Annotated in this window: 15 protein-coding genes and 1 pseudogene; 13 read left to right on the top strand and 3 right to left on the bottom strand. The window is 74.0% G+C overall.

The annotated features are described in order from the left end of the window. The 4 genes and pseudogenes from IF20_RS34085 to IF20_RS34070 form a co-directional block, all read left to right on the top strand. A pseudogene (locus IF20_RS34085) lies at nt 1–160 on the top strand (flavodoxin-dependent (E)-4-hydroxy-3-methylbut-2-enyl-diphosphate synthase); the annotation flags it as partial. 259 nt (nt 161–419) lie between these two features. Beyond that, entirely contained in the window at nt 420–1,262 is an 843-nt protein-coding gene (locus IF20_RS34080; RefSeq protein ID WP_052869312.1) for a GNAT family N-acetyltransferase, read from the top strand. 108 nt (nt 1,263–1,370) lie between these two features. Then, a complete protein-coding gene (locus IF20_RS34075; protein WP_052869311.1) occupies nt 1,371–1,904 on the top strand; it encodes a GNAT family N-acetyltransferase in 534 nt (177 codons plus the stop codon). Between the two features lie 210 nt (nt 1,905–2,114). Further along, nucleotides 2,115–3,815 (top strand): proline--tRNA ligase, encoded by a 1,701-nt coding sequence (locus tag IF20_RS34070; protein ID WP_052869310.1) that lies wholly within the window; start codon nt 2,115–2,117, stop codon nt 3,813–3,815. 146 nt (nt 3,816–3,961) lie between these two features. Here the strand turns inward: IF20_RS34070 and IF20_RS34065 are convergent, their stop codons facing one another. The 3 genes from IF20_RS34065 to IF20_RS34055 all read right to left on the bottom strand — a co-directional run bounded on the left by IF20_RS34065 (nt 3,962) and on the right by IF20_RS34055 (nt 5,975). Beyond that, nucleotides 3,962–4,876 (bottom strand): aminoglycoside phosphotransferase family protein, encoded by a 915-nt coding sequence (locus IF20_RS34065; protein WP_052869309.1) that lies wholly within the window; start codon nt 4,874–4,876, stop codon nt 3,962–3,964. Between the two features lie 65 nt (nt 4,877–4,941). Next, entirely contained in the window at nt 4,942–5,439 is a 498-nt protein-coding gene (locus IF20_RS34060; protein ID WP_052869308.1) for a ferritin-like domain-containing protein, read from the bottom strand. Then, nucleotides 5,439–5,975 carry a hypothetical protein gene (locus IF20_RS34055; RefSeq protein WP_324605614.1) on the bottom strand — a complete coding sequence of 179 codons (537 nt, stop codon included), beginning with the start codon at nt 5,973–5,975 and terminating at the stop codon, nt 5,439–5,441. Before IF20_RS34055 ends, IF20_RS34060 begins: the two co-directional genes overlap by 1 nt. A 194-nt stretch (nt 5,976–6,169) precedes the next feature. On the opposite strand from IF20_RS34055, the gene rimP reads away from it, so the two are divergent. The 9 genes from rimP to IF20_RS34010 all read left to right on the top strand — a co-directional run bounded on the left by rimP (nt 6,170) and on the right by IF20_RS34010 (nt 19,816). Further along, nucleotides 6,170–6,727 carry a ribosome maturation factor RimP gene (gene rimP, locus IF20_RS34050; RefSeq protein WP_052869306.1) on the top strand — a complete coding sequence of 186 codons (558 nt, stop codon included), beginning with the start codon at nt 6,170–6,172 and terminating at the stop codon, nt 6,725–6,727. A 2-nt stretch (nt 6,728–6,729) separates the two neighbouring features. Then, on the top strand, nt 6,730–7,722 hold the full coding sequence (gene nusA / locus IF20_RS34045; RefSeq protein ID WP_052869305.1) for a transcription termination factor NusA: 993 nt from the start codon (nt 6,730–6,732) through the stop codon (nt 7,720–7,722). Nucleotides 7,723–7,948: 226 nt separating this feature from the next. Then, on the top strand, nt 7,949–8,227 hold the full coding sequence (locus IF20_RS34040; protein WP_110944814.1) for a YlxR family protein: 279 nt from the start codon (nt 7,949–7,951) through the stop codon (nt 8,225–8,227). Between the two features lie 148 nt (nt 8,228–8,375). After that, the gene (gene infB / locus IF20_RS38595) at nt 8,376–11,456 is read left to right on the top strand and encodes a translation initiation factor IF-2 (protein WP_110944813.1); all 3,081 of its coding nucleotides are present in this window, start codon (nt 8,376–8,378) and stop codon (nt 11,454–11,456) included. Nucleotides 11,457–11,631: 175 nt separating this feature from the next. Further along, nucleotides 11,632–11,928: a DUF503 domain-containing protein gene (locus IF20_RS34030; RefSeq protein WP_052869302.1), complete on the top strand. Its 297-nt coding sequence runs from the start codon at nt 11,632–11,634 to the stop codon at nt 11,926–11,928. Nucleotides 11,929–12,015: 87 nt separating this feature from the next. Then, nucleotides 12,016–12,468: a 30S ribosome-binding factor RbfA gene (gene rbfA, locus IF20_RS34025; protein WP_052869301.1), complete on the top strand. Its 453-nt coding sequence runs from the start codon at nt 12,016–12,018 to the stop codon at nt 12,466–12,468. Continuing rightward, a complete protein-coding gene (gene truB, locus IF20_RS34020) occupies nt 12,465–13,391 on the top strand; it encodes a tRNA pseudouridine(55) synthase TruB (protein WP_052869300.1) in 927 nt (308 codons plus the stop codon). Before rbfA ends, truB begins: the two co-directional genes overlap by 4 nt. Nucleotides 13,392–13,780: 389 nt before the next feature. Beyond that, complete coding sequence (locus IF20_RS39545; RefSeq protein WP_052869299.1) at nt 13,781–18,673, top strand: trypsin-like peptidase domain-containing protein; 4,893 nt, start codon at nt 13,781–13,783, stop codon at nt 18,671–18,673. A 183-nt stretch (nt 18,674–18,856) separates the two neighbouring features. Further along, nucleotides 18,857–19,816, top strand: coding sequence for a bifunctional riboflavin kinase/FAD synthetase (locus IF20_RS34010; protein WP_052869298.1), 960 nt, complete (start codon nt 18,857–18,859; stop codon nt 19,814–19,816). The last annotated feature ends 4 nt before the right edge of the window (nt 19,817–19,820 follow it).

Genomic DNA, 19,820 nt, shown 5'->3' with positions numbered 1-19,820 from the left:
TAACGGCAAGGGGCAGATCTTCGTGAAGGGCGAGGTCATCAAGACCGTGCCGGAGTCGAAGATCGTGGAGACCCTCATCGAGGAAGCCATGAAGATCGCCGAGCAGATGGAGAAGGACGGGGTGGAGTCGGGGGAGCCTTCGGTGGCGGTCGCGGGCTGAGTTCCGCCGCGTACGTGGCAGGGCCCCTCCCTCTCCCCACCACCCGGTGCGAGGCCCCTCCCCCACCTCCACCGCACTAATAGCGAAGCTAGCCCCCACCCACCGCCCCCCGCGCCCCCTGTGGATAACCACAATTCGCGCCATGCGCCCCCGTCCCTCGCTCCGAGAGGGGCGGGGGCGCATCGCGTGTACGCGAGGTACAGTGCCTGGACCTGCTCTCTTACGGCCCCGGCCCCGTCACGGTGAGGCAAACCGACACGTGCTGACGACCACCACCAAGGTCCTTGAGCCCGGGGAGCTCGACGATGCCCTCGCGGTCCTGGACCGCGACCCGGTCGCCAACGCCTTCGTGGCCGCCCGGGTCCAGGTCGCCGGGCTCGACCCCTGGCGCCTCGGCGGCGAGATGTGGGGCTGGTACGAGAACGGCCGGCTGGAGTCCCTCTGCTACGCGGGCGCCAACCTCGTCCCCATCTGCGCCACCCCCGACGCCGTACGCGCCTTCGCCGAGCGCGCCCGCCGCCAGGGCCGCCGCTGCTCCTCCATCGTCGGCCCCGCGGCCCCCACGGCCGAGCTGTGGTCCCTCCTGGAGCCCGCCTGGGGCCCCGCCCGCGAGGTCCGCGCCCACCAGCCGCTGATGGTCACCAGCCGGCCCGCCACCGAGGTCGCCGCCGACCCGTACGTCCGCCGCATCCGCAAGGACGAGATGGACGTGATCATGCCCGCGTGCGTGGCCATGTTCACCGAGGAGGTCGGCATCTCACCGCTGGCCGGCGACGGCGGACTGCTCTACCAGGCCCGCGTCGCCGAGCTGGTCGGCGCCGGACGCTCCTTCGCCCGCATCGAGGACGGCAAGGTCGTCTTCAAGGCCGAGATCGGCGCCGCCACGCTGCGCGCCTGCCAGATCCAGGGCGTCTGGGTCGCCCCCGAGTACCGCGGCAAGGGCCTCTCCGAGACCGGCATGGCGGCCGTCCTGCGCTACGCCCTCGCCGACGTCGCGCCCATCGTCAGCCTGTACGTCAACGACTTCAACACCGCCGCGCGGGCCGCGTACCGGCGGGTCGGCTTCGAAGAGGTCGGCGCGTTCATGAGCGTGCTGTTCTGACCGGTACGCCACGCGCCCGCGGCCGCGGCGCCGCGGTGACCCGGCGTCTCCCGGCCGAGCTGGCCGGTCCGATCGTGTTCGACGCCCCGGCTGTGTACGCTCCCGACCATGGATGACGTCGTGGTCGGCCCGCTCGACCTGGCAGCCCGCGTGGACGAAGCGCTCGTCGTGCAGGCGCTCGCCTTCGGCCTGACGGACGACGAGATCGGCGTGCGCCGCCACATCGTGCTGCGCCACCTCACCACCCCCGGAGCGCGCGCCCTGGGTGCCACCACCCCCGAGGGCCGGCTGGCCGGCTTCGTGTACGGCCTGCCCAACGACCGCTCCCACTGGTGGTCCAGCGTCGTCGAGCCCTACCTGCGCAGCACCGGGCAGGACTTCTGGCTGGACGACTCCTTCGTCATCACCGAGCTGCACGTCCACCCCGCGTACCAGAAGCGCGGCATCGGCCGGGCGCTGATCACGCGCATCACCGACGAGGTTCCGCACCCGCGCAGCATCCTGTCCGCGATCGACATCGAGAGTCCGGCCCGTGCGCTGTACCGCTCGCTCGGTTATCAGGACCTCGCCCGCCGCGTGCTCTTCCCGAGCGCCCCCGCGCCGTACGCGGTGATGGGCGCGCCACTCCCACTGGCCCGCTGAGCGGGTCGTGCGTGGTGGGTGGGCCGTGCGCGGGCGGTGGGGCGCTCGCGGGGGGGGGAGGCCCGCTACGGGGCGATTCGAACGCCCCGCACCCCCTGACCGGGGGTTACCCGACTACGCTGCGTCACAACCGTCCGTAACGCATTTCCGTGGGCGAGGTCCTGCCCGATAACCTCGCCCCAGTCACCTTTCTTACGCAGGAGAATCACCATGGCCCAGGTCCAGCGCATGTCCCGATTGATGATCAAGACGCTGCGCGACGACCCGGCCGACGCCGAGACCGCCAGCCACAAGCTGCTCGTCCGCGCCGGGTACGTCCGCCGCACCTCCGCCGGCATCTGGACCTGGCTGCCGCTGGGCAAGAAGGTGCTGGAGAACGTCTCGCGCGTGGTGCGTGAGGAGATGGACGCCATCGGCGGCCAGGAGGTCCTGCTGCCCGCGCTGCTCCCCAAGGAGCCGTACGAGGCCAGCAACCGCTGGGAGGAGTACGGCGACCTGCTCTTCCGCCTGAAGGACCGCAAGGGCGCCGACTACCTCCTCGGCCCCACCCACGAGGAGATCTTCACCCTCACGGTCAAGGACCAGTGCACGTCCTACAAGGACCTGCCGGTCATGCTGTACCAGATTCAGACGAAGTACCGGGACGAGGCGCGCCCCCGCTCCGGCGTGCTGCGTGGCCGCGAGTTCCAGATGAAGGACTCGTACAGCTTCGACACCACCGACGAGGGCCTGGCGAAGTCGTACGCGCTGCACCGCGAGGCGTACCAGAAGATCTTCGCGCGGCTGGGCCTGGACTACCGCATCGTCTCGGCCGTCTCCGGCGCGATGGGCGGCTCCGCCTCCGAGGAGTTCCTGGCCCCCGCGGCGGCCGGTGAGGACACCTTCGTCGACTGCCCGCAGTGCGACTACGCGGCCAACACCGAGGCCGTCACGGTCAAGGTCGACCCCGTGGACGCCTCCGGCGTGGGCGAGATCGAGGAGCTGGACACCCCCGACACCCCGACCATCGAGTCCCTCGCCGAGTTCCTGAACGTGCCGGCCTCGGCAACGCTGAAGAACCTGCTGGTCAAGGTGGACGGCGAGATCGTCGCGGTGGGCGTCCCGGGCAACCGCGAGGTCGACCTGGGCAAGCTCGGCGAGGCGCTGGCGCCGGCCGTCGTCGAGGTCGTCACCGCCGAGGACTTCACCGGCCGTGAGGACCTGGTCCGCGGCTACATCGGCCCGCAGGGCCTGGCGGGCAAGTCCTTCAAGTACATCGCCGACCCGCGCGTGGCCCCCGGCACCTCCTGGATCACCGGCGCCAACAAGGACGGCAAGCACGCGCGGAACGTCGTCGCGGGCCGCGACTTCGAGGTGGACGACTACCTCGACGTGGTCGTCGTCGAGCCGGGCGACCCCTGCCCCAAGTGTGGTGCCGGGCTGGTCATCGACCGGGCCATCGAGATCGGCCACATCTTCCAGCTGGGCCGCAAGTACGCCGACGCGTTCGAGCTGGACGTGCTCGGCCAGAACGGCAAGCCGGTCCGGGTCACGATGGGCTCGTACGGCATCGGCGTCTCCCGTGCGGTGGCGGCGCTCGCCGAGCAGACCCACGACGAGTCCGGCCTGTGCTGGCCGCGCGAGGTCGCCCCGGCGGACGTGCACGTCGTCGCGGCGGGCAAGGCCAAGCAGACCGAGCTGGCGCTGGAGGTCGGCGACAAGCTGGGCGCTGCGGGGCTGCGCGTGCTGGTCGACGACCGGGCCGGGGTCTCCCCGGGCGTGAAGTTCACCGACGCCGAGCTGATCGGTGTCCCGCACATCGTCGTCGCGGGCCGCCGCGCCGCCGAGGGCGTCGTCGAGGTCAAGGACCGGCGGACGGGCGAGCGCGAGGAGATGACGGTCGAGGAGGCCGTTGCGCGGCTGAGCGCGTAGTTTCCGAGATGGTGGCGGGCCCGCGCGGTGACGTGTGGGCCCGTTGCCGTCCCCGTGTATCGCGGCCGGGCGGCCGCTCGTCCGCGAACTCCCCCGGCCACCGCTGGCAGGCCCCCCGGAACAGGCTTGTTTTCGGCTTGCGTGCGCTACAGCCAGGTACCGAACTCCAGCAGCAGTTCCCCGCGCGCACGGTCGTCGGCCGACACGGCCCGGAGGCCCGCTTCCACCGCACCGACAAGCGTCCAGGCGCGCAGGCGGTCGCGGTCGACTTCGAGGGAGTCGGCGAGTTTGCCGACCCGGCGGCGGGCGGCGGCCGCGGCGCCGGTGCCGGCGGCCAGGTCCTCCATGCGGTCCAGGACCAGCCCGACCAGGTCGTACGCGCGTTCCCCGAGTACCGGGCGGGGGCCGACGGCGAGCCACGGTGTGCGGTGCCCGGCCAGCACCTTGCCCTGCCGGAACGCGCCGTGCAGCAGGACTTCCTCCGGTGCGTCGGCGGGCAGCGTGCGGCGCAGCTCGACGGCCTCGTCGATCAGCGGGGCCGCGGACGGGACCGCCGCGGCCCGCTCCCGCAGGAGCTGCACCGCGGTCTCCGTACGGGCGGCCAGCGTCTCGAAGGGGTGGCCGTCCGTGGGCGGTACCCAGAGCCGGCGGACCGTCCCCGCCGCCTCCAGCAACGCCTTCGCCTCGGGCAGCGAGCGCAGCGAGACGCCGCCGCGGAGCCGTTCGAGGAGGAGCGCGCCGCTGTCCGGGGCGGCGCGCAGCAGCCGCGCCGCGCCCCAGCCGTCCCAGCGCGCCAGCGCCGCCGCCTCGACCTCGGCGCCGGGCCGGCCGGGCAGCGGGAACTTCAGCGCGGCGGGCGTGCCGTCGGCCTGGGTGACCAGGACCAGGAGGCTGGCGCGGCCGCCGGGCTCGTGCACCCGCTCGGGGGTCAGCTCCCACGCCGCCAGCCGCTCCGCCACGCGGTCCGGGAGCGAGTCCAGCCAGGCGCGCGCGGGGCTTTCGGGGTCGTCGCCGATCGCGCGCACCAACCGTCTCGGCGGTTCGATGGGTGCCGTTGCCATGCTGCAGCTGTCCCTTCCTTCGGCGGTACCGGGGTGACCGGCGAGCCCGTGCGGCCGCGGTGTGCTCAGAGCGCGTCGGCGGATCCGGTCGCGGTGGGCGACGGGCTGCCGGCCGTGGTCCGTTCGGCGAGCCCAGGGAAGGCTACGCCGCTGCCGCGCCAGCGCACCGCTCGCACCGCTGCCTCGCGGAGCGATCCGGCCGCCGCGCGCCGCCGGGCCCCCGCGGAGGCGCGTACGAGGTCGGCGTACGCGCCGGCGACCCGGTCCTCCAGTTCGGCCGCGAGCCGGACGGCCGCCGCCGCGTCGGGCACCGGGAACGGCAGGGCGTACGCAGCGGCCGCGGCCTGGGGCCGGCCGCCGAGCGCGGTCACCCGGCGGGACAGTTCGTCCCGGCGCGCGCGGTGGGCGTCGTAGCCGTCCTGAGCTTCCCTACGCCGTCCGTCGCCGACCCGCGCCCCCACGACGCCGTACCCGTAGAGCGCGGCGTGCTCGGCGGCCAGGGCGTTCTGCAGGGCCTCGAGTTCGGCCTTCCGCTCCGGGTTCTCGTCCTTCTCCGCCGGCATCAGGCGTTCTTCCCGTCCTTCTCGTCGTGCTCGTCCCGCGTTTCGAGCAGGTAGGCGTGGGCGGCCCCGGCCGCGGCGATCGAGGCGAGCAGCCGGGCGACCTCCGGGGGCGCGCTGACCAGCGCGGCCGTCCGCAGGTCCGCGGTGTGCCGCTCGGCCTCCGCGAGCGCGGTCAGTGCTTTCTTCTCCGTGCCGGGCACCTTCGGGGCGCGCTGCCGTTCCGGGGTACGGGACGGTGAGGCGGTCGCGGAGGGCGCGGCGGACGGGGAGCCGGTGGCTTCGGGGGAGGTGAACGCCCCGACGTGCCGGGCCACTTCGTCCCGCAGCGGGCGGAGCCGCCGTTCCAGGGCGGGGTGCGCGGTGAGTGTCGCGTCGTACCGGGCCAGCAGTGCGCCACTGTCGCGCGCGCCCTTGTCGAGCAGGGTGCGCCCGGCGGCGCTGTCCATGTCGTCGGAGGCGGCGGGCTCCTCGGAGCAGCCCGCGAGCAGCGCCGCGCTCCCGAGCGCGGCGCCCGCCAGCAGGGCCCTTCTCCTCACGTGCGTACTCGGGTGCGTACTCGGCTGCGGCACGGTCCTCTTCCCGGGGGTCTGCGGGTGGTGATCTGGTGATCACCGCAGGCGAGCGTAACCGCGCCCGCGCACGGAATCGTCAGTACCCCGCCGGAACAGATAGGCTTTGGCCAGACACGCGACCATCCCACAACAGCACACGCGGCCGAGGAGTCACCCGGATGAGCACCACCCAGAGCGAGAGGCTGCGCGGACTGCTTGAACCGCTGGTCGCCGCGCGAGACCTGGATCTGGAAGAGATCGAGGTGACCCCCGCAGGCAAGCGGCGTGTGCTGAGGATCGTGGTGGATTCCGACGACGGCGTCCAGCTGGACGAGTGCGCCGAGCTGAGCCGCGAGATCTCGCAGGCCCTGGACGACGCGGACGCCATGGGGGAGGTCGCGTACACCCTGGAGGTCACCTCTCCCGGTGCCGACCGTCCGCTCACCGAGCCGCGGCACTACCGCCGGGCCACCGGCCGCCTGATCAAGGTCCAGCTGACCGACGAGGCGGGGGCCGGCGAGCTGGTCGCACGGATCATCGCCGTCGACGACGAGGGCCTGGACCTCGAAGTACCGGGCGTGAAGGGGCGCAAGCCCACCGCCCGCCGGGTCGCCTTCAGCGAGATCGCCAAGGCGCGCGTGGAGATCGAGTTCAACCGCAAGACCGCGCCGGGCGCCGCCAAGGGCGCGGCCCCCGCGGAAGACGACACCAACGACGAGAGCCAGGAGGAGGCGTAGCCGTGGACATCGACATGAGTGCCCTGCGGGGTTTGGTGCGGGAGAAGGAAATCTCCTTCGACCTGCTGGTGGAGGCCATCGAGTCGGCCCTCCTCATCGCGTACCACCGCACCGAGGGCAGCCGCCGTCACGCGCGCGTGGAGCTGGACCGCAACACCGGTCACGTGACCGTGTGGGCGAAGGAGGACCCGGCCGACCTCGAGGAGGGCGCGGAGCCCCGTGAGTTCGACGACACACCGTCGGGTTTCGGCCGGATCGCGGCGACCACCGCCAAGCAGGTCATCCTGCAGCGGCTGCGGGACGCCGAGGAGGATCAGACGTTCGGCGAGTACGCCGGGCGCGAGGGCGACGTCGTCACCGGCGTGGTCCAGCAGGGCAAGGACCCCAAGAACGTCCTGGTCGACATCGGCAAGCTGGAGGCCATCCTGCCGGTGCAGGAGCAGGTCCCCGGTGAGGACTACAAGCACGGCACGCGGCTGCGCTCGTACGTCGTCCGCGTCGTCAAGGGCGTCCGCGGCCCGTCGGTCACCCTCTCGCGCACCCACCCGAACCTGGTGAAGAAGCTCTTCGCGCTGGAGGTCCCGGAGATCGCGGACGGCTCGGTGGAGATCTCCGCCATCGCCCGCGAGGCCGGTCACCGTACGAAGATCGCCGTGCGTTCCACCCGCTCCGGGCTGAACGCCAAGGGCGCCTGCATCGGCCCGATGGGCGGCCGCGTCCGCAACGTCATGGCCGAGCTGAACGGCGAGAAGATCGACATCGTGGACTGGTCGGACGACCCGGCCGACCTGGTGGCGAACGCGCTGTCGCCGGCCCGGGTCTCCAAGGTCGAGGTCGTGGACCTGGCCGCGCGCTCCGCGCGGGTCACCGTCCCCGACTACCAGCTGTCGCTGGCGATCGGCAAGGAAGGGCAGAACGCCCGGCTCGCCGCCCGGCTCACCGGGTGGCGGATCGACATCCGCCCGGACACCGAGACGCCGGACCGGCAGAACTGAGACGCCGGACCGGCAGAACTGAGACGCCGGACCGGCAGAACTGAGACGCCGGAGCGGCAGAACTGAGACAGCGGCGCCGGCGGCGGCGGCCCGGAGTCGCCGGCGTCAACGGTCGACCACGGTCGGTTGCCGGCCATGGTCGATTGTCAGCCACGAAGGAATATGAGCGGCCGTTCGGTCCTTACCCCATAGGAGTGGGACCGCTACGGGGAGGTAGACTTAAGCAGTGTCTGGCCGGACGCATGCCCGCGTATGCCCTGAGCGAACCTGTGTGGGATGCCGGGAGCGAGCGGCCAAGGGCGATTTGCTGCGCATCGTGATGATCGATGGTGAGTGCACCCCCGATCCTCGCGGTACGCTGCCCGGCCGGGGTGCCTACGTGCACCCCACACTGGTCTGTTTCGACCTGGCGGTGCGCCGCCGGGCGTTCCCCAGGGCCTTCAGGGGCCCAGGACCGCTCGACACCACGGCCCTGCGCCAGTACGTCGAGCAGGCGACACCGTAAGACAGCACGTCGCACGGAAAACCGTGCGGTCAGGTACCTCGCGAGTCGGAAGTAGGTCGAGATTGCGATGAGCACTCGATGAGTACGCGATGAGTACGCCCATGAAGTAGCGACGGTCCGGTGGACACCCGGACCTAGAAGGAGCGAAGTGGCTAAGGTCCGGGTATACGAACTCGCCAAGGAGTTCGGTGTTGAGAGCAAGGTCGTCATGGCCAAGCTCCAAGAACTTGGTGAATTCGTCCGTTCGGCGTCCTCGACGATCGAGGCGCCGGTTGTTCGCAAGCTGACCGACGCTTTCCAGGCAGGCAACGGCAACGGCCGTGCCGCCGGCAAGCCCTCGGCGCCGCGCAAGTCCGCGCCGGCAAAGCCGTCCGCGCCCTCTCCGGCGCAGGCGGCCCGTCCTGCTGCCCCGAAGCCGGGCGCCCCCAAGCCGGGCCCCGCGGCTCCGGCAGCGCCCGAGGCCCCCAAGGCCCCCGAGGCGCCGAAGAGCAGCACCCCCTCTCCCGCGGCGCCCGCTCCGGGCCCGCGCCCCACGCCCGGCCCGAAGCCCGGCCCCAAGCCTGCTCCGGCCGCGCCCGCGCAGCCCGAGTTCCAGGCTCCGCCGTCCGCTCCGGCCGCGCCCAAGCCCGGTGCCACCCCCGGCCCGCGTCAGGGCGGCCGCCCCGGCCAGGACCGGCAGGACCGGCAGGATCGCGGCCAGGGCCGTGGCGACCGTCAGGGCCCGCGTCCCGGCGGTGACCGCCAGGGTGCGCCGCGTCCCGGTGGCAACCGCCCCCAGGGCCCGCGTCCGGGCAACAACCCCTTCACCTCCGGTGGCTCCACGGGCATGGCCCGTCCGCAGGCCCCCCGTCCCGGTGGCGCGCCGCGCCCCGGCGGCCAGGGTGGCCCCGGCGGCCCGCGTCCGCAGGGCGCCGGCCAGGGCGGTCCCCGTCCCCAGGCGCCGGGTGGTAACCGCCCGACTCCGGGCAGCATGCCCCGCCCGCAGGGCGGCGGCGCCGGCCAGGGCGGTCCCCGCCCCGGCGGTGGCGCGCGTCCGAACCCGGGCATGATGCCGCAGCGTCCGGCTGCCGGCCCGCGTCCGGGCCCCGGCGGCCGTGGTCCCGGCGGCGGTGGCCGTCCGGGTGGCGGCGGCGGTCGTCCCGGCGGTGGCGGCGGCTTCGGCGGCCGTCCCGGTGGCGGCGGCGGTCGTCCGGGTGGCGGCGGCGGTTTCGCCGGTCGTCCCGGTGGCGGCGGTCCCGGTGGCGGCTTCGGCGGTCGTCCGGGCTTCGGCGGCCGTCCGGGTGGTCCCGGTGGCCGTGGTGGCACGCAGGGCGCCTTCGGTCGTCCCGGCGGTCCGGCGCGTCGTGGTCGCAAGTCGAAGCGGCAGCGTCGCCAGGAGTACGAGGCGATGCAGGCCCCGTCGGTGGGCGGCGTCATGCTGCCGCGCGGCAACGGTGCGACGGTTCGCCTGTCGCGCGGTGCCTCGCTGACCGACTTCGCGGAGAAGATCAACGCCAACCCGGCGTCGCTCGTCCAGGTCATGCTGAACCTGGGTGAGATGGTCACCGCGACGCAGTCCGTCTCCGACGAGACGCTCACGCTCCTCGGCGAGGAGATGAACTACGTCGTCGAGATCGTCAGCCCGGAGGAGGAGGACCGCGAGCTGCTCGAGTCCTTCGACATCGAGTTCGGCGAGAACGAGGGCGGCGAGGAGATGCTCGTCGCGCGTCCCCCGGTCGTCACCGTCATGGGTCACGTCGACCACGGTAAGACCCGACTGCTGGACGCGATCCGCAAGACGAACGTCATCGCGGGCGAGGCCGGCGGCATCACCCAGCACATCGGTGCGTACCAGGTCTCGACCTCGGTCAACGACGAAGAGCGTCGGATCACCTTCATCGACACCCCGGGTCACGAGGCGTTCACCGCCATGCGTGCCCGTGGTGCGAAGTCGACCGACATCGCGATCCTCGTGGTCGCGGCCAACGACGGCGTCATGCCGCAGACGATCGAGGCGCTGAACCACGCCAAGGCGGCCGACGTGCCGATCGTCGTCGCGGTCAACAAGATCGACGTCGAGGGCGCGGACCCGACCAAGGTGCGCGGTCAGCTGACCGAGTACGGCCTGGTGGCCGAGGAGTACGGCGGCGACACGATGTTCGTCGACATCTCCGCCCGCCAGGGCCAGAACATCGAGGAGCTCCTGGAGGCCGTGGTCCTGACCGCGGACGCCTCGCTGGACCTGCGGGCCAACGAGGAGCAGGACGCCCAGGGCATCGCGATCGAGGCCCACCTCGACCGCGGCCGCGGCGCCGTGGCCACCGTGCTGGTCCAGCGCGGCACCCTGCGGGTCGGCGAGACCATGGTCGTCGGCGACGCGTACGGCCGAGTCCGCGCGATGCTCGACGACAAGGGCAACAACATCGAGGAAGCGGGTCCCTCGACCCCCGTCCTGGTGCTGGGTCTGACCAACGTGCCGGGCGCCGGCGACAACTTCCTGGTTGTCGACGAGGACCGCACCGCGCGTCAGATCGCCGAGAAGCGCGCGGCGCGCGAGCGCAACGCGGCCTTCGCCAAGCGCACCCGTCGCGTGTCCCTGGAGGACCTGGACAAGGTGCTCAAGGCCGGCGAGGTCCAGCAGCTCAACCTCATCATCAAGGGCGATGCGTCCGGTTCGGTCGAGGCCCTGGAGTCCTCGCTGCTCCAGCTGGACGTGGGCGAGGAGGTCGACATCCGCGTGCTGCACCGCGGCGTGGGTGCGGTCACCGAGTCCGACATCAACCTGGCGTCCGGCTCCGACGCGATCGTCATCGGCTTCAACGTCCGCGCCGAAGGCCGCGCGACGCAGATGGCCGAGCGCGAGGGCGTCGACGTCCGGTACTACTCGGTCATCTACCAGGCGATCGAGGAGATCGAGGCGGCCCTGAAGGGCATGCTGAAGCCGGAGTACGAGGAGGTCGAGCTCGGCACGGCGGAGATCCGCGAGGTCTTCAAGTCGTCCAAGCTGGGCAACATCGCCGGTGTCCTCATCCGGTCCGGCGAGGTCAAGCGCAACACCAAGGCGCGCCTGGTCCGCGACGGCAAGGTCATCGCGGAGAACCTCAACATCGAGGGTCTGCGCCGCTTCAAGGACGACGTCACCGAGATCCGCGAAGGGTTCGAGGGCGGTATCAACCTCGGCAACTTCAACGACATCAAGGTCGACGATGTCATCGCGACGTACGAGATGCGCGAGAAGCCGCGCGTCTGATCGCGCGAGCAACTGCCCGCGCGCGGTCCGGTCGCCCGTACGGCGGCCGGACGGCGCGCGGGACCGGGGCCGGTCGGCGGAGGAAATCCGTCGATCGGCCCCGGCCGTTCCGTGTACCGTTCCTTTGACCGGTACACGCACACCTCACGCCCCCCGGGTGGCATACCCGCACCGCATGTACGTAGGGACACTGTCCTTCGACCTCCTCCTCGGCGACGTACGGTCGCTGAAGGAGAAGCGCTCCGTCGTCCGCCCGATCGTCGCCGAGCTGCACCGCAAGTACGCGGTGAGCGTGGCGGAGGTCGGCGACCAGGACCTCTACCGCAGGGCCACGATCGGCCTGGCGGCGGTCTCCGGCGACGCGGGGCACCTCACAGACGTACTGGACCGCTGCGAGCGACTGGTCGCCGCGCGTCCCGAAGTGGAGCTGCTGTCGGTACGGCGGCAGTTCCACGGCGACCACGACGACTGACGCGGCGGCCGGCCGGGTACCGGCCGGCCGTGCGGGCCGTCGGCGCCGCAAGCACCATGGTGGAAAGAAACAAGAAGGAGACGACCAGTGGCCGACAATGCGCGGGCGAAGAGGCTGGCGGACCTCATCCGGGAGGTGGTCGCCCAGAAGCTGCAGCGCGGTGTCAAGGACCCGCGGCTCGGTTCGCACGTGACCATCACGGACACCCGGGTCACCGGCGACCTGCGGGAGGCGACGGTCTTCTACACGGTCTACGGCGACGACGAGGACCGGGCCAGCGCCGCGGCCGGACTGGAGAGCGCCAAGGGCATCCTGCGCTCCGAGGTCGGGCGCGCCGCGGGCACCAAGTTCACGCCGACCCTGACGTTCGTGGCGGACGCCCTCCCCGAGAACGCCAGGACCATCGAGGACCTGCTGGACAAGGCGCGGGCCTCCGACGCCAAGGTGCGCGAGGCCTCCTCGGGCGCCGACTACGCCGGTGAGGCCGACCCGTACCGCAAGCCGGGCGAGGACGACGACGAGGACACCGCCGCCGAATGAAGCAGAAGGTCAACGTGCCGGACGGACTTGTCATCGTCGACAAGCCGGCCGGCTTCACCTCGCACGACGTCGTGGCGAAGATGCGCGGCATGGCCCGCACCCGCCGGATCGGGCACGCGGGCACGCTGGACCCGATGGCGACCGGCGTGCTCGTCCTGGGTGTCGAGCGCGCCACGAAGCTGCTCGGCCACCTCGCGCTGACGGAGAAGGAGTACGTCGGCACGGTCCGGCTGGGCCAGTCCACCGTCACGGACGACGCCGAGGGCGAGATCACCGAGGCGCCGGGCGCCAAGGAACTCGGCAGGGACGCCATCCAGGCGCAGATCGACGCGCTGAGCGGCGACATCATGCAGGTGCCGTCCAAGGTCAGCGCGATCAAGATCGACGGTAAGCGGTCCTACGCCCGGGTGCGCGGCGGCGAGGACGTGGAGATACCGGCCCGCCCGGTGACGATCTCCTCGTTCGTGCTGCATTCCGTGCACGAGACCGAGGCGGAGGACGGCACCCCCGTCACCGACCTGCTGGTCTCCGTGGAGTGCTCCTCGGGCACGTACATCCGTGCCCTGGCCCGCGACATCGGTGCCGGTCTCGGCACCGGCGGGCACCTCACGGCGCTGCGCCGCACCCGTGTCGGCCCGTACAAGCTCGACAAGGCCCGCACGCTGGACCAGCTCCAGACGGCCGTGGACGAGCCCGCGGGCGCCGGCCTGCCGATCATGCCGATCGGCGAGGCGGCGGCCGCGGCGTTCCCGCGCTGGGACGTCACGGTGCAGCAGGGGCGTCTGCTGGGCAACGGCGCGCGCATCCCGATGCCGGACTTCGACGCGGACGGACCGGTCGCGGCGTTCGCGCCGGACGGCACGTTCCTCGCCCTGCTGGAGAACAAGGGCGGCAAGGCGAAGAGCCTGGCGGTCTTCGTCTGACCCCCTGAGCTCGCCCCTGAACTCGCCGTGAGCTCGCCCTGAGCTTTTCAGCGGCGACATCCCGTACGTCCCGTGCGCCCGCGTGGCTCACGGGACGTACGCGTTTCCGGGGTGGGGCTGGGCCGTTCGAGAGCCTCCGCTTCCGGGGTGGGCCGGGCCGTTCGAGAGCCTCTGTTCCCCGGGGCGGCTGGGCCGTTCGAGTGCCCCTCCCGCCGTATCCCTCGCCCGTCGGTCTTTCATTCCTTCGGCCGGGCGCTCGGAGCGAACCGCGGGCGTGGAGAGGGGCGCTTTCGCCGTGCGCCCTGTCCAGGACGATCACCGGCTGCCTACGGTCGAAATGACCCGGTACGCGATGGCCGGGGCGTTCGGCGACAGCGGGAGGTACGGCGATGGTGGTGCAGGCGGCCGACGCGGCGGAAGCGCTGGTGCGCATCCGCGACCTGGCGGGGCGGCCGCGTGGCACGGGCTTCCTCGCCGACCTCGACGGCACGGTGCTGACCAGCCACGAAGCCGTCGACGGCCTGGCCCGCCTGGTCCTGCACGGCGCAGGCGGGCGGAGCTGCACCGTCGGCGCCGACGCCGTCACCCCGCTCCCGGAGGCCGGCCTCGCCCTCGTCCGCACCGGCGGCCTGGGCGTCCCGCCGCTGCCGATCGCCGCGGGCCGCCCGGGGGCCGGCGCTGACGTACGTCTCCACGCGGACGTACGGCCCCACGCGGACGGACATCTCCGCGCGGACGTACGGCCGGATGCGGGCCGGCCTCCGGCGGCGGGGGCGCGGTACGGGGCGGCCGACGCCCTGCCGGGCCGCATCCTCGGCACCACCGCCGTCACCTACACCGCGACCGACCGCCACCACCACCTCGCCGAGGCGATCGAGCTGGCGGTACGCGGCCCGGGCGGCGAGGCGCTGCGTCTGGGCGGGCCGGCCGCCGGCGGGCCGGTGACCGACGCCGGGACCGGTGCCGTGCTGGCCGTGATCGGCACCGCGCTGCACCGCGGCGCCCGCACGGTTCCCGGGGCCGGCCCGGTGCCCGCGCGCACCGGGGCGGCCCCGGACGGTTTCGCGATCCCGCTGCACGCCGCGGCGGAGGCCGGCCCGCGGGGCCCGCTCGCCGCGCTGCTGGCCCGCAACGCCGCCACGATTCCCGCGTACGGCCCCGACCTCAACCTGGCGGGTGCCCTGGCGCTCACGACGACCGCCATGGGCACGACCGGCGGCCCCGGCCCCTGGCGCGACCCGGTGGAACGCCGCGACGTTTCGCAGGAGTTCACGGCTTTCGCTGCCTACGAGGGGAGCGGTGCCTGTGAGGGGAGCGGCGCGTATCAGGGGACTGGCGCCTACGAGGGGAGTGGCGCTCACGAGCGGAGTGGCGCCTACGAGGGGAGTGGCGCTCACGAGCGGAGTGGCACCTACGAAGGAGGTGGCTTCTTTGCGGGGAGCGGCACGTCGGCGGTGGGTGGCACGTCGACAGGGAGTGGCACCTCGGCGGGCGGTCGGGGGTCCGTACCGGCGGCGCGGGTCCTCGCTCTGGTCGGCGACCCCGGCACCGGGCGCAGTACGGAGCTGGCGGCGCTCGCCGTCCGCCGCGCGCGGGCCACCGTCCCCGCGCCGACCGTCCGGCTGCGCGGCGCCGACCTGCGGGCCACCGACCGCGGCCTACGGGACGCGGTGGGGCGGGCACTGCGCTCGGCGGGGCGCGTGCTCAGCGCCTCGGGACCCACCCCGGGCGATCCCGCGGCGGCGACGCCCGACGAGGTGGCCGGGCTCGCGCGGGCCGCCGGACGCCCCCTCCTGGTACTGCTCGACGGTCCGGAGGAGCTGCCGTCCGGCCTCTCCCACCGGCTCGCGGACTGGACCCGCGACACCGCGGAGTGGCTGCACGGCGCCGGGGCCCAGTTGCTCCTCGCCTGCCGCCCCGAGTTCTGGGAGACGGCCGGTCTCCTCTTCCCCGCCGCCTTCCTGCACCGGCCGCGCCACCCGGCGGTGACCCCGCCCGGCGCACCGGCCGGCGCGTTGCCGCCCTGCGTACGCCTGGGCGACCTGCCGCCGCGCCAGGCCGCCCGCGCACGCGCCCGGTACGGCCTGCCGGCCGGTGCGCTGACCGCTGCTGATGCCGGGCACCCGTTGGCCCTGCGGCTGCTGGCCGAGGTACGGCAGTCCGTCGTGGCGGCGGGCGGGGACGCGAAAGCCCTGGGCACGCCGCATCGCCACGAAATCTTCGGCGCCGCCATGGACCTGCTCTGCCTGCGCGTCGCGGAACGGCTGGCCGGGACGGCGCCGGGGGAGCGGGCGAGGGCGGAGGGACGGGGACGGGGCGCGGCACTGCGCCGGACGGCCGCTCGGGTCGCCGGACGCGCTCACGAGGCGGCCCGCCGCTGCCTCGGCCCCGGCCAGGGCGAACTGGACCGGGCGTCCTTCGACGAGCTGTTCCCCTGGCGTACGGGGTGGGCGTCCGCGGTGCTCGCCGAGGGCTTGCTGGTCCCCGCGGGCGCCGGCTACCGCTTCCCGCACGAGGAGTTCGCCGACTGGCTGCAGGGCGCGCACCTCGACGTGGACGACACGCTGGACGCTCTCGTGCACCGGCCGGTGAGCGACCGTGCGGCGCCGGTGCCCGCCACCGCCGCGCCCGGGGCCGGCCCGGCACCCGCTGAGACGGACACGCCCGTCGTGCCGCGGCACCGCATCGGCCCGGTGGTCGAGGCCCTGCTGCACCTCGGCCGCCGGGGCGGTCCCGAAGCGCTGGGGCGACGCCTGGAGCGGCTGGTGGCGGTGGTCACCGGCACGTCGACCACGCGTGCGTCATCAGGAGACGCCGGACCGGGGTCGAGGCCGGAGCAGGGGCCGTGGCCGGGGTCGGGGCCGGCAGGCGACGCCCGGTGGTGGGCGGAGCACCTGCTCGGCGAGGTGCTGCTGCGGCTGCCCGACGCGGTCCCGTACGCACGGGTGCTGCACGTGCTCGCGGCCCGGGTGACGGACCGCTCCGCGCTGGCCGGCGGCTTCGACCGTACGGGCCTCGACGCGTTCGGCCCCTGGTTCTGGGAACGGCTGCCCCTCGACCCGGCCACCCGACTCGACCTGGTGCGCCGCCTCCTCCCGGCGGACGGCCCCCCACCTGAGCCGGCAGCAGACAGCGGGGGAGCAACCGCGGCGTCTCCTCCGCCCGCGCCCACCCCGACCTCGGCTCCCGCCACCGGCACCACCACCGCCACCGGCACCGGCACTGCCACCGTCACCGCGACGATCCCTGGTGAGCCCGGGTGCGTCACCGCCCCGCCCTCCGACCGGCCCGTCAGCCCCACGGCGCCCGCCGAGCCCGGCGTACGCCCCGTCCCCGCCGAGCCCGGCGCACGTGTCGCCTCCACCGGGTCGGGCGCACGTGTCGCCTCCGCGGAGCCCGGTGTACCCGCCGAGCCCGGCGTACGCGTCGCCTCCGCGGGGGCCGGCGCGCCAGCCGCCCCCCGCCCGCCCCGTTTCCTCGGGCTCGCGGCCGCGCTGCTGGGGGCCGATCCCCGGCGGGTGCAGCCGCTGCTGTGCCGCTGGTTCGACGACGAGCGTCCGCTGCAGCGCGGACGAAGCGCCGTACGGACCGGGACTGGGACCGGGGCCGGGTCCGGGTCCGGCGTAGCACAGGGGACCGACGGGGCCCCGCCGCAGGAGCCGACCGTCGCCGCGGCCGCCCAGGCGCTGCTGCACACCCACCGGCGCCGCGCGACCGACGCCCTCACCGAAGCGCTGGCTGTCGCCGCGCACCCGCGCGCCGACGAACTCCTCACCGCCCTCGCCGAGGACGAGCCCGCCGCCCTCTGCCGCGCCGTGGACCGCTGGTCCCGGGACGACCGGCCCGCGCGCCGGGCGGCCGCCGCCACGTACGCACTGGCCGCCGCCGGGTACGCCGCCACCGAGGCGGACCGAGAGCTGCTGCGTGGGGCCGCCCGTACCCTGCTCGACCGGCCGGGCGACCCGGGCGTGCACGGGCGTGCGCTGGCCCTGCTCGTCGCCGACCGGGCCACCCGCTCCCGCTATCTGGACCGGGCGCTGGCCCGCTTCACCGCAGGCGACCCCGCGCTGCCGCCCGCTGCCTTCGCCGCCGCCCTGACCAGCCATCCCGAACCGGTCCTGGCCGCCTTCCAGACCCGCCTGCGCCGGTCCTCCACGGCCGCCGGAGGCCGGCCGTCGGACCCGCCCGGGCCCCCCGCTCCCACCGCCACCCCGGCCCCCGCCGTCACCTCCGCTCCTGCCGCCACCGGCATCCCGGCCCCCGCCGCCACCGGCGCCCCGGCCCCCGCCGTCATCCCCGCTCCCGCCGCTTCCGGCGTCCCCGCTTCCGGCGCCCCGGCCCCCGATCCCGAGGCCGCGGCCGACGCCGCCGAAGCCGTGCTCCGTACCCTCGCCGGGATCTCGACCCCCGCGCTCGCCCAGCGGGCCGCCGCCCTCGTGGACGAGTACGCCACCCGCTTCCCCTGGACGGCCGCCCGCCCCGTGGCGGACTTCGTGGCCGGCCGTCTGGAAGCGGGCCCCGGCGCCCGAACGGTGCTGCGGCCGCTCGCCGTACGGCTGCTGACCGCGCACGCCGCGCCCGTACGGTGCGCGCTGGTACCGGTACTGGCCGGCCCCGGCAACACCGCCTCCCACCCGCTCCGACAGGAGTTGCTGGACGTCCTGCTGGAGCGCGAGCACAGCGGTATCGGGCGCGGCGGACGCCCGGCCGCCGCGCCCGACCCCACCGTGTTGGACGCGCTGCTGTGCGCGGCCGCGCAGGGCGCCACACGCCGCCCCGAAGCCCGGACCCGGGACCTCGTGCACCGCACCGGCATGCTGCACGTGCGGACGACCGAGGGCGCGGCCCGCTTCGACCGGCGCCTGGTCGAGCTGGGCCGGCTGCTGCCGGAGTTCGCCGTGATGGTACGGACGTGGCTGGCCGACGCGCCCGCGGAGTGGGCGGCCGTCGTCGGCCCCGGCGCCCGCGCCATGCTCGGCCCCCGCCCCCCGGCCGACCTGCCGCCACCGCCCGCGCCACGGCCCGCGGCGCCGCTCCCGACACCGATCCCGACACCGCCGTCGACACCGCTTCCGGCACCACCGACAACACCGCTCTCGCCCCCGCTCGCACCACCGCGCTCGGCGCTGTCCTCGGGGCCGTCGTCGGGGCCGCCCTCAGGGCCGTCCTCGGGGCAGTCCTCAGGGCAGTCCTCCGTGCGAGCCTCCAAGGGCTGCCTCACGCGCCCCATGGCGCACAACGCCCTCCGTACGCCGGCTCAGGGCGCCCCGCATCCGGCCTGAGCTCCCGTTCGACGTCCGCCCGCGCCCCGGTCCCGCCTGCGCTCATCGGCCGCTCTCCGCGCGGGCACCCGAGGTGAGCCCACCCTTCGCGCGAACCACACCCTCCGGCATGGCAGTCTTAGACCTGCGCAATGCCGTATCGGTGTAGTGAACAGACAAGAGTTCGGGCAAGGAGCGGGCACAGTGCAGCGCTGGCGTGGCTTGGAGGACATCCCCGAGGGCTGGGGGCGCAGCGTCGTCACCATCGGCTCCTACGACGGCGTGCACCGCGGGCACCAGCTGATCCTCGGCAAGGCCGTGGCGCGCGCCCGCGAGCTGGGCGTACCGGCCGTGGTGGTCACCTTCGACCCGCACCCCAGCGAGGTCGTCCGGCCGGGCACCCATCCGCCGCTGCTCGCCGCGCACCACCGGCGCGCCGAGCTGATGGCCGAACTGGGCGTGGACGCCGTACTGATCCTCCCCTTCACCAAGGAGTTCTCGAAGCTGGCGCCCGCCGACTTCGTGGTGAAGGTGCTGGTCGACAAGTTGCACGCCAAGCACGTCGTGGAGGGCCCCAACTTCCGGTTCGGGCACAAGGCGGCGGGCAACGTCGAGACGCTCGCCGAACTCGGCCGCACCTACGACTACGACGTCGAGGTCGTCGACCTCTTCGAGCGCGGCGAGGCGGGCGACGGCGAGCCGTTCTCCTCCACGCTCACCCGCCGGCTGGTCGCGGCCGGTGACATGGCCGGCGCCGCCGAGGTGCTGGGCCGTCCGCACCGCGTCGAGGGCGTCGTCGTACGCGGCGCCCAGCGCGGCCGCGAACTGGGCTTCCCGACCGCCAACGTCGAGACCCTGCCGCACACCGCCATCCCCGCCGACGGCGTGTACGCGGGCCACCTGCACGTCGAGGGCGAGGCGATGCCCGCCGCGATCTCGGTGGGCACCAACCCGCAGTTCGACGGCAAGATCCGCACCGTCGAGGCATACGCCATCGACCGCGTCGGCCTCGACCTCTACGGCCTGCACGTCGCCGTCGACTTCGTCGCGTACATCCGCGGCCAGGAGAAGTTCGACACGCTGGACGCGCTGCTGGAGCGGATGGCCCTGGACGTCAAGCAGGCCCGCGCGCTGATCGGCCAGGACCCGCCGGCCGCCTCCTGACGAG

It is taken from the genome of Streptomyces niger (assembly GCF_000718305.1).
GTDB lineage: Bacteria > Actinomycetota > Actinomycetes > Streptomycetales > Streptomycetaceae > Streptomyces > Streptomyces niger.
The sequence above is the reverse complement of the archived record's forward strand: the minus strand, read 5'-3'. Positions and strand labels throughout refer to the sequence as shown.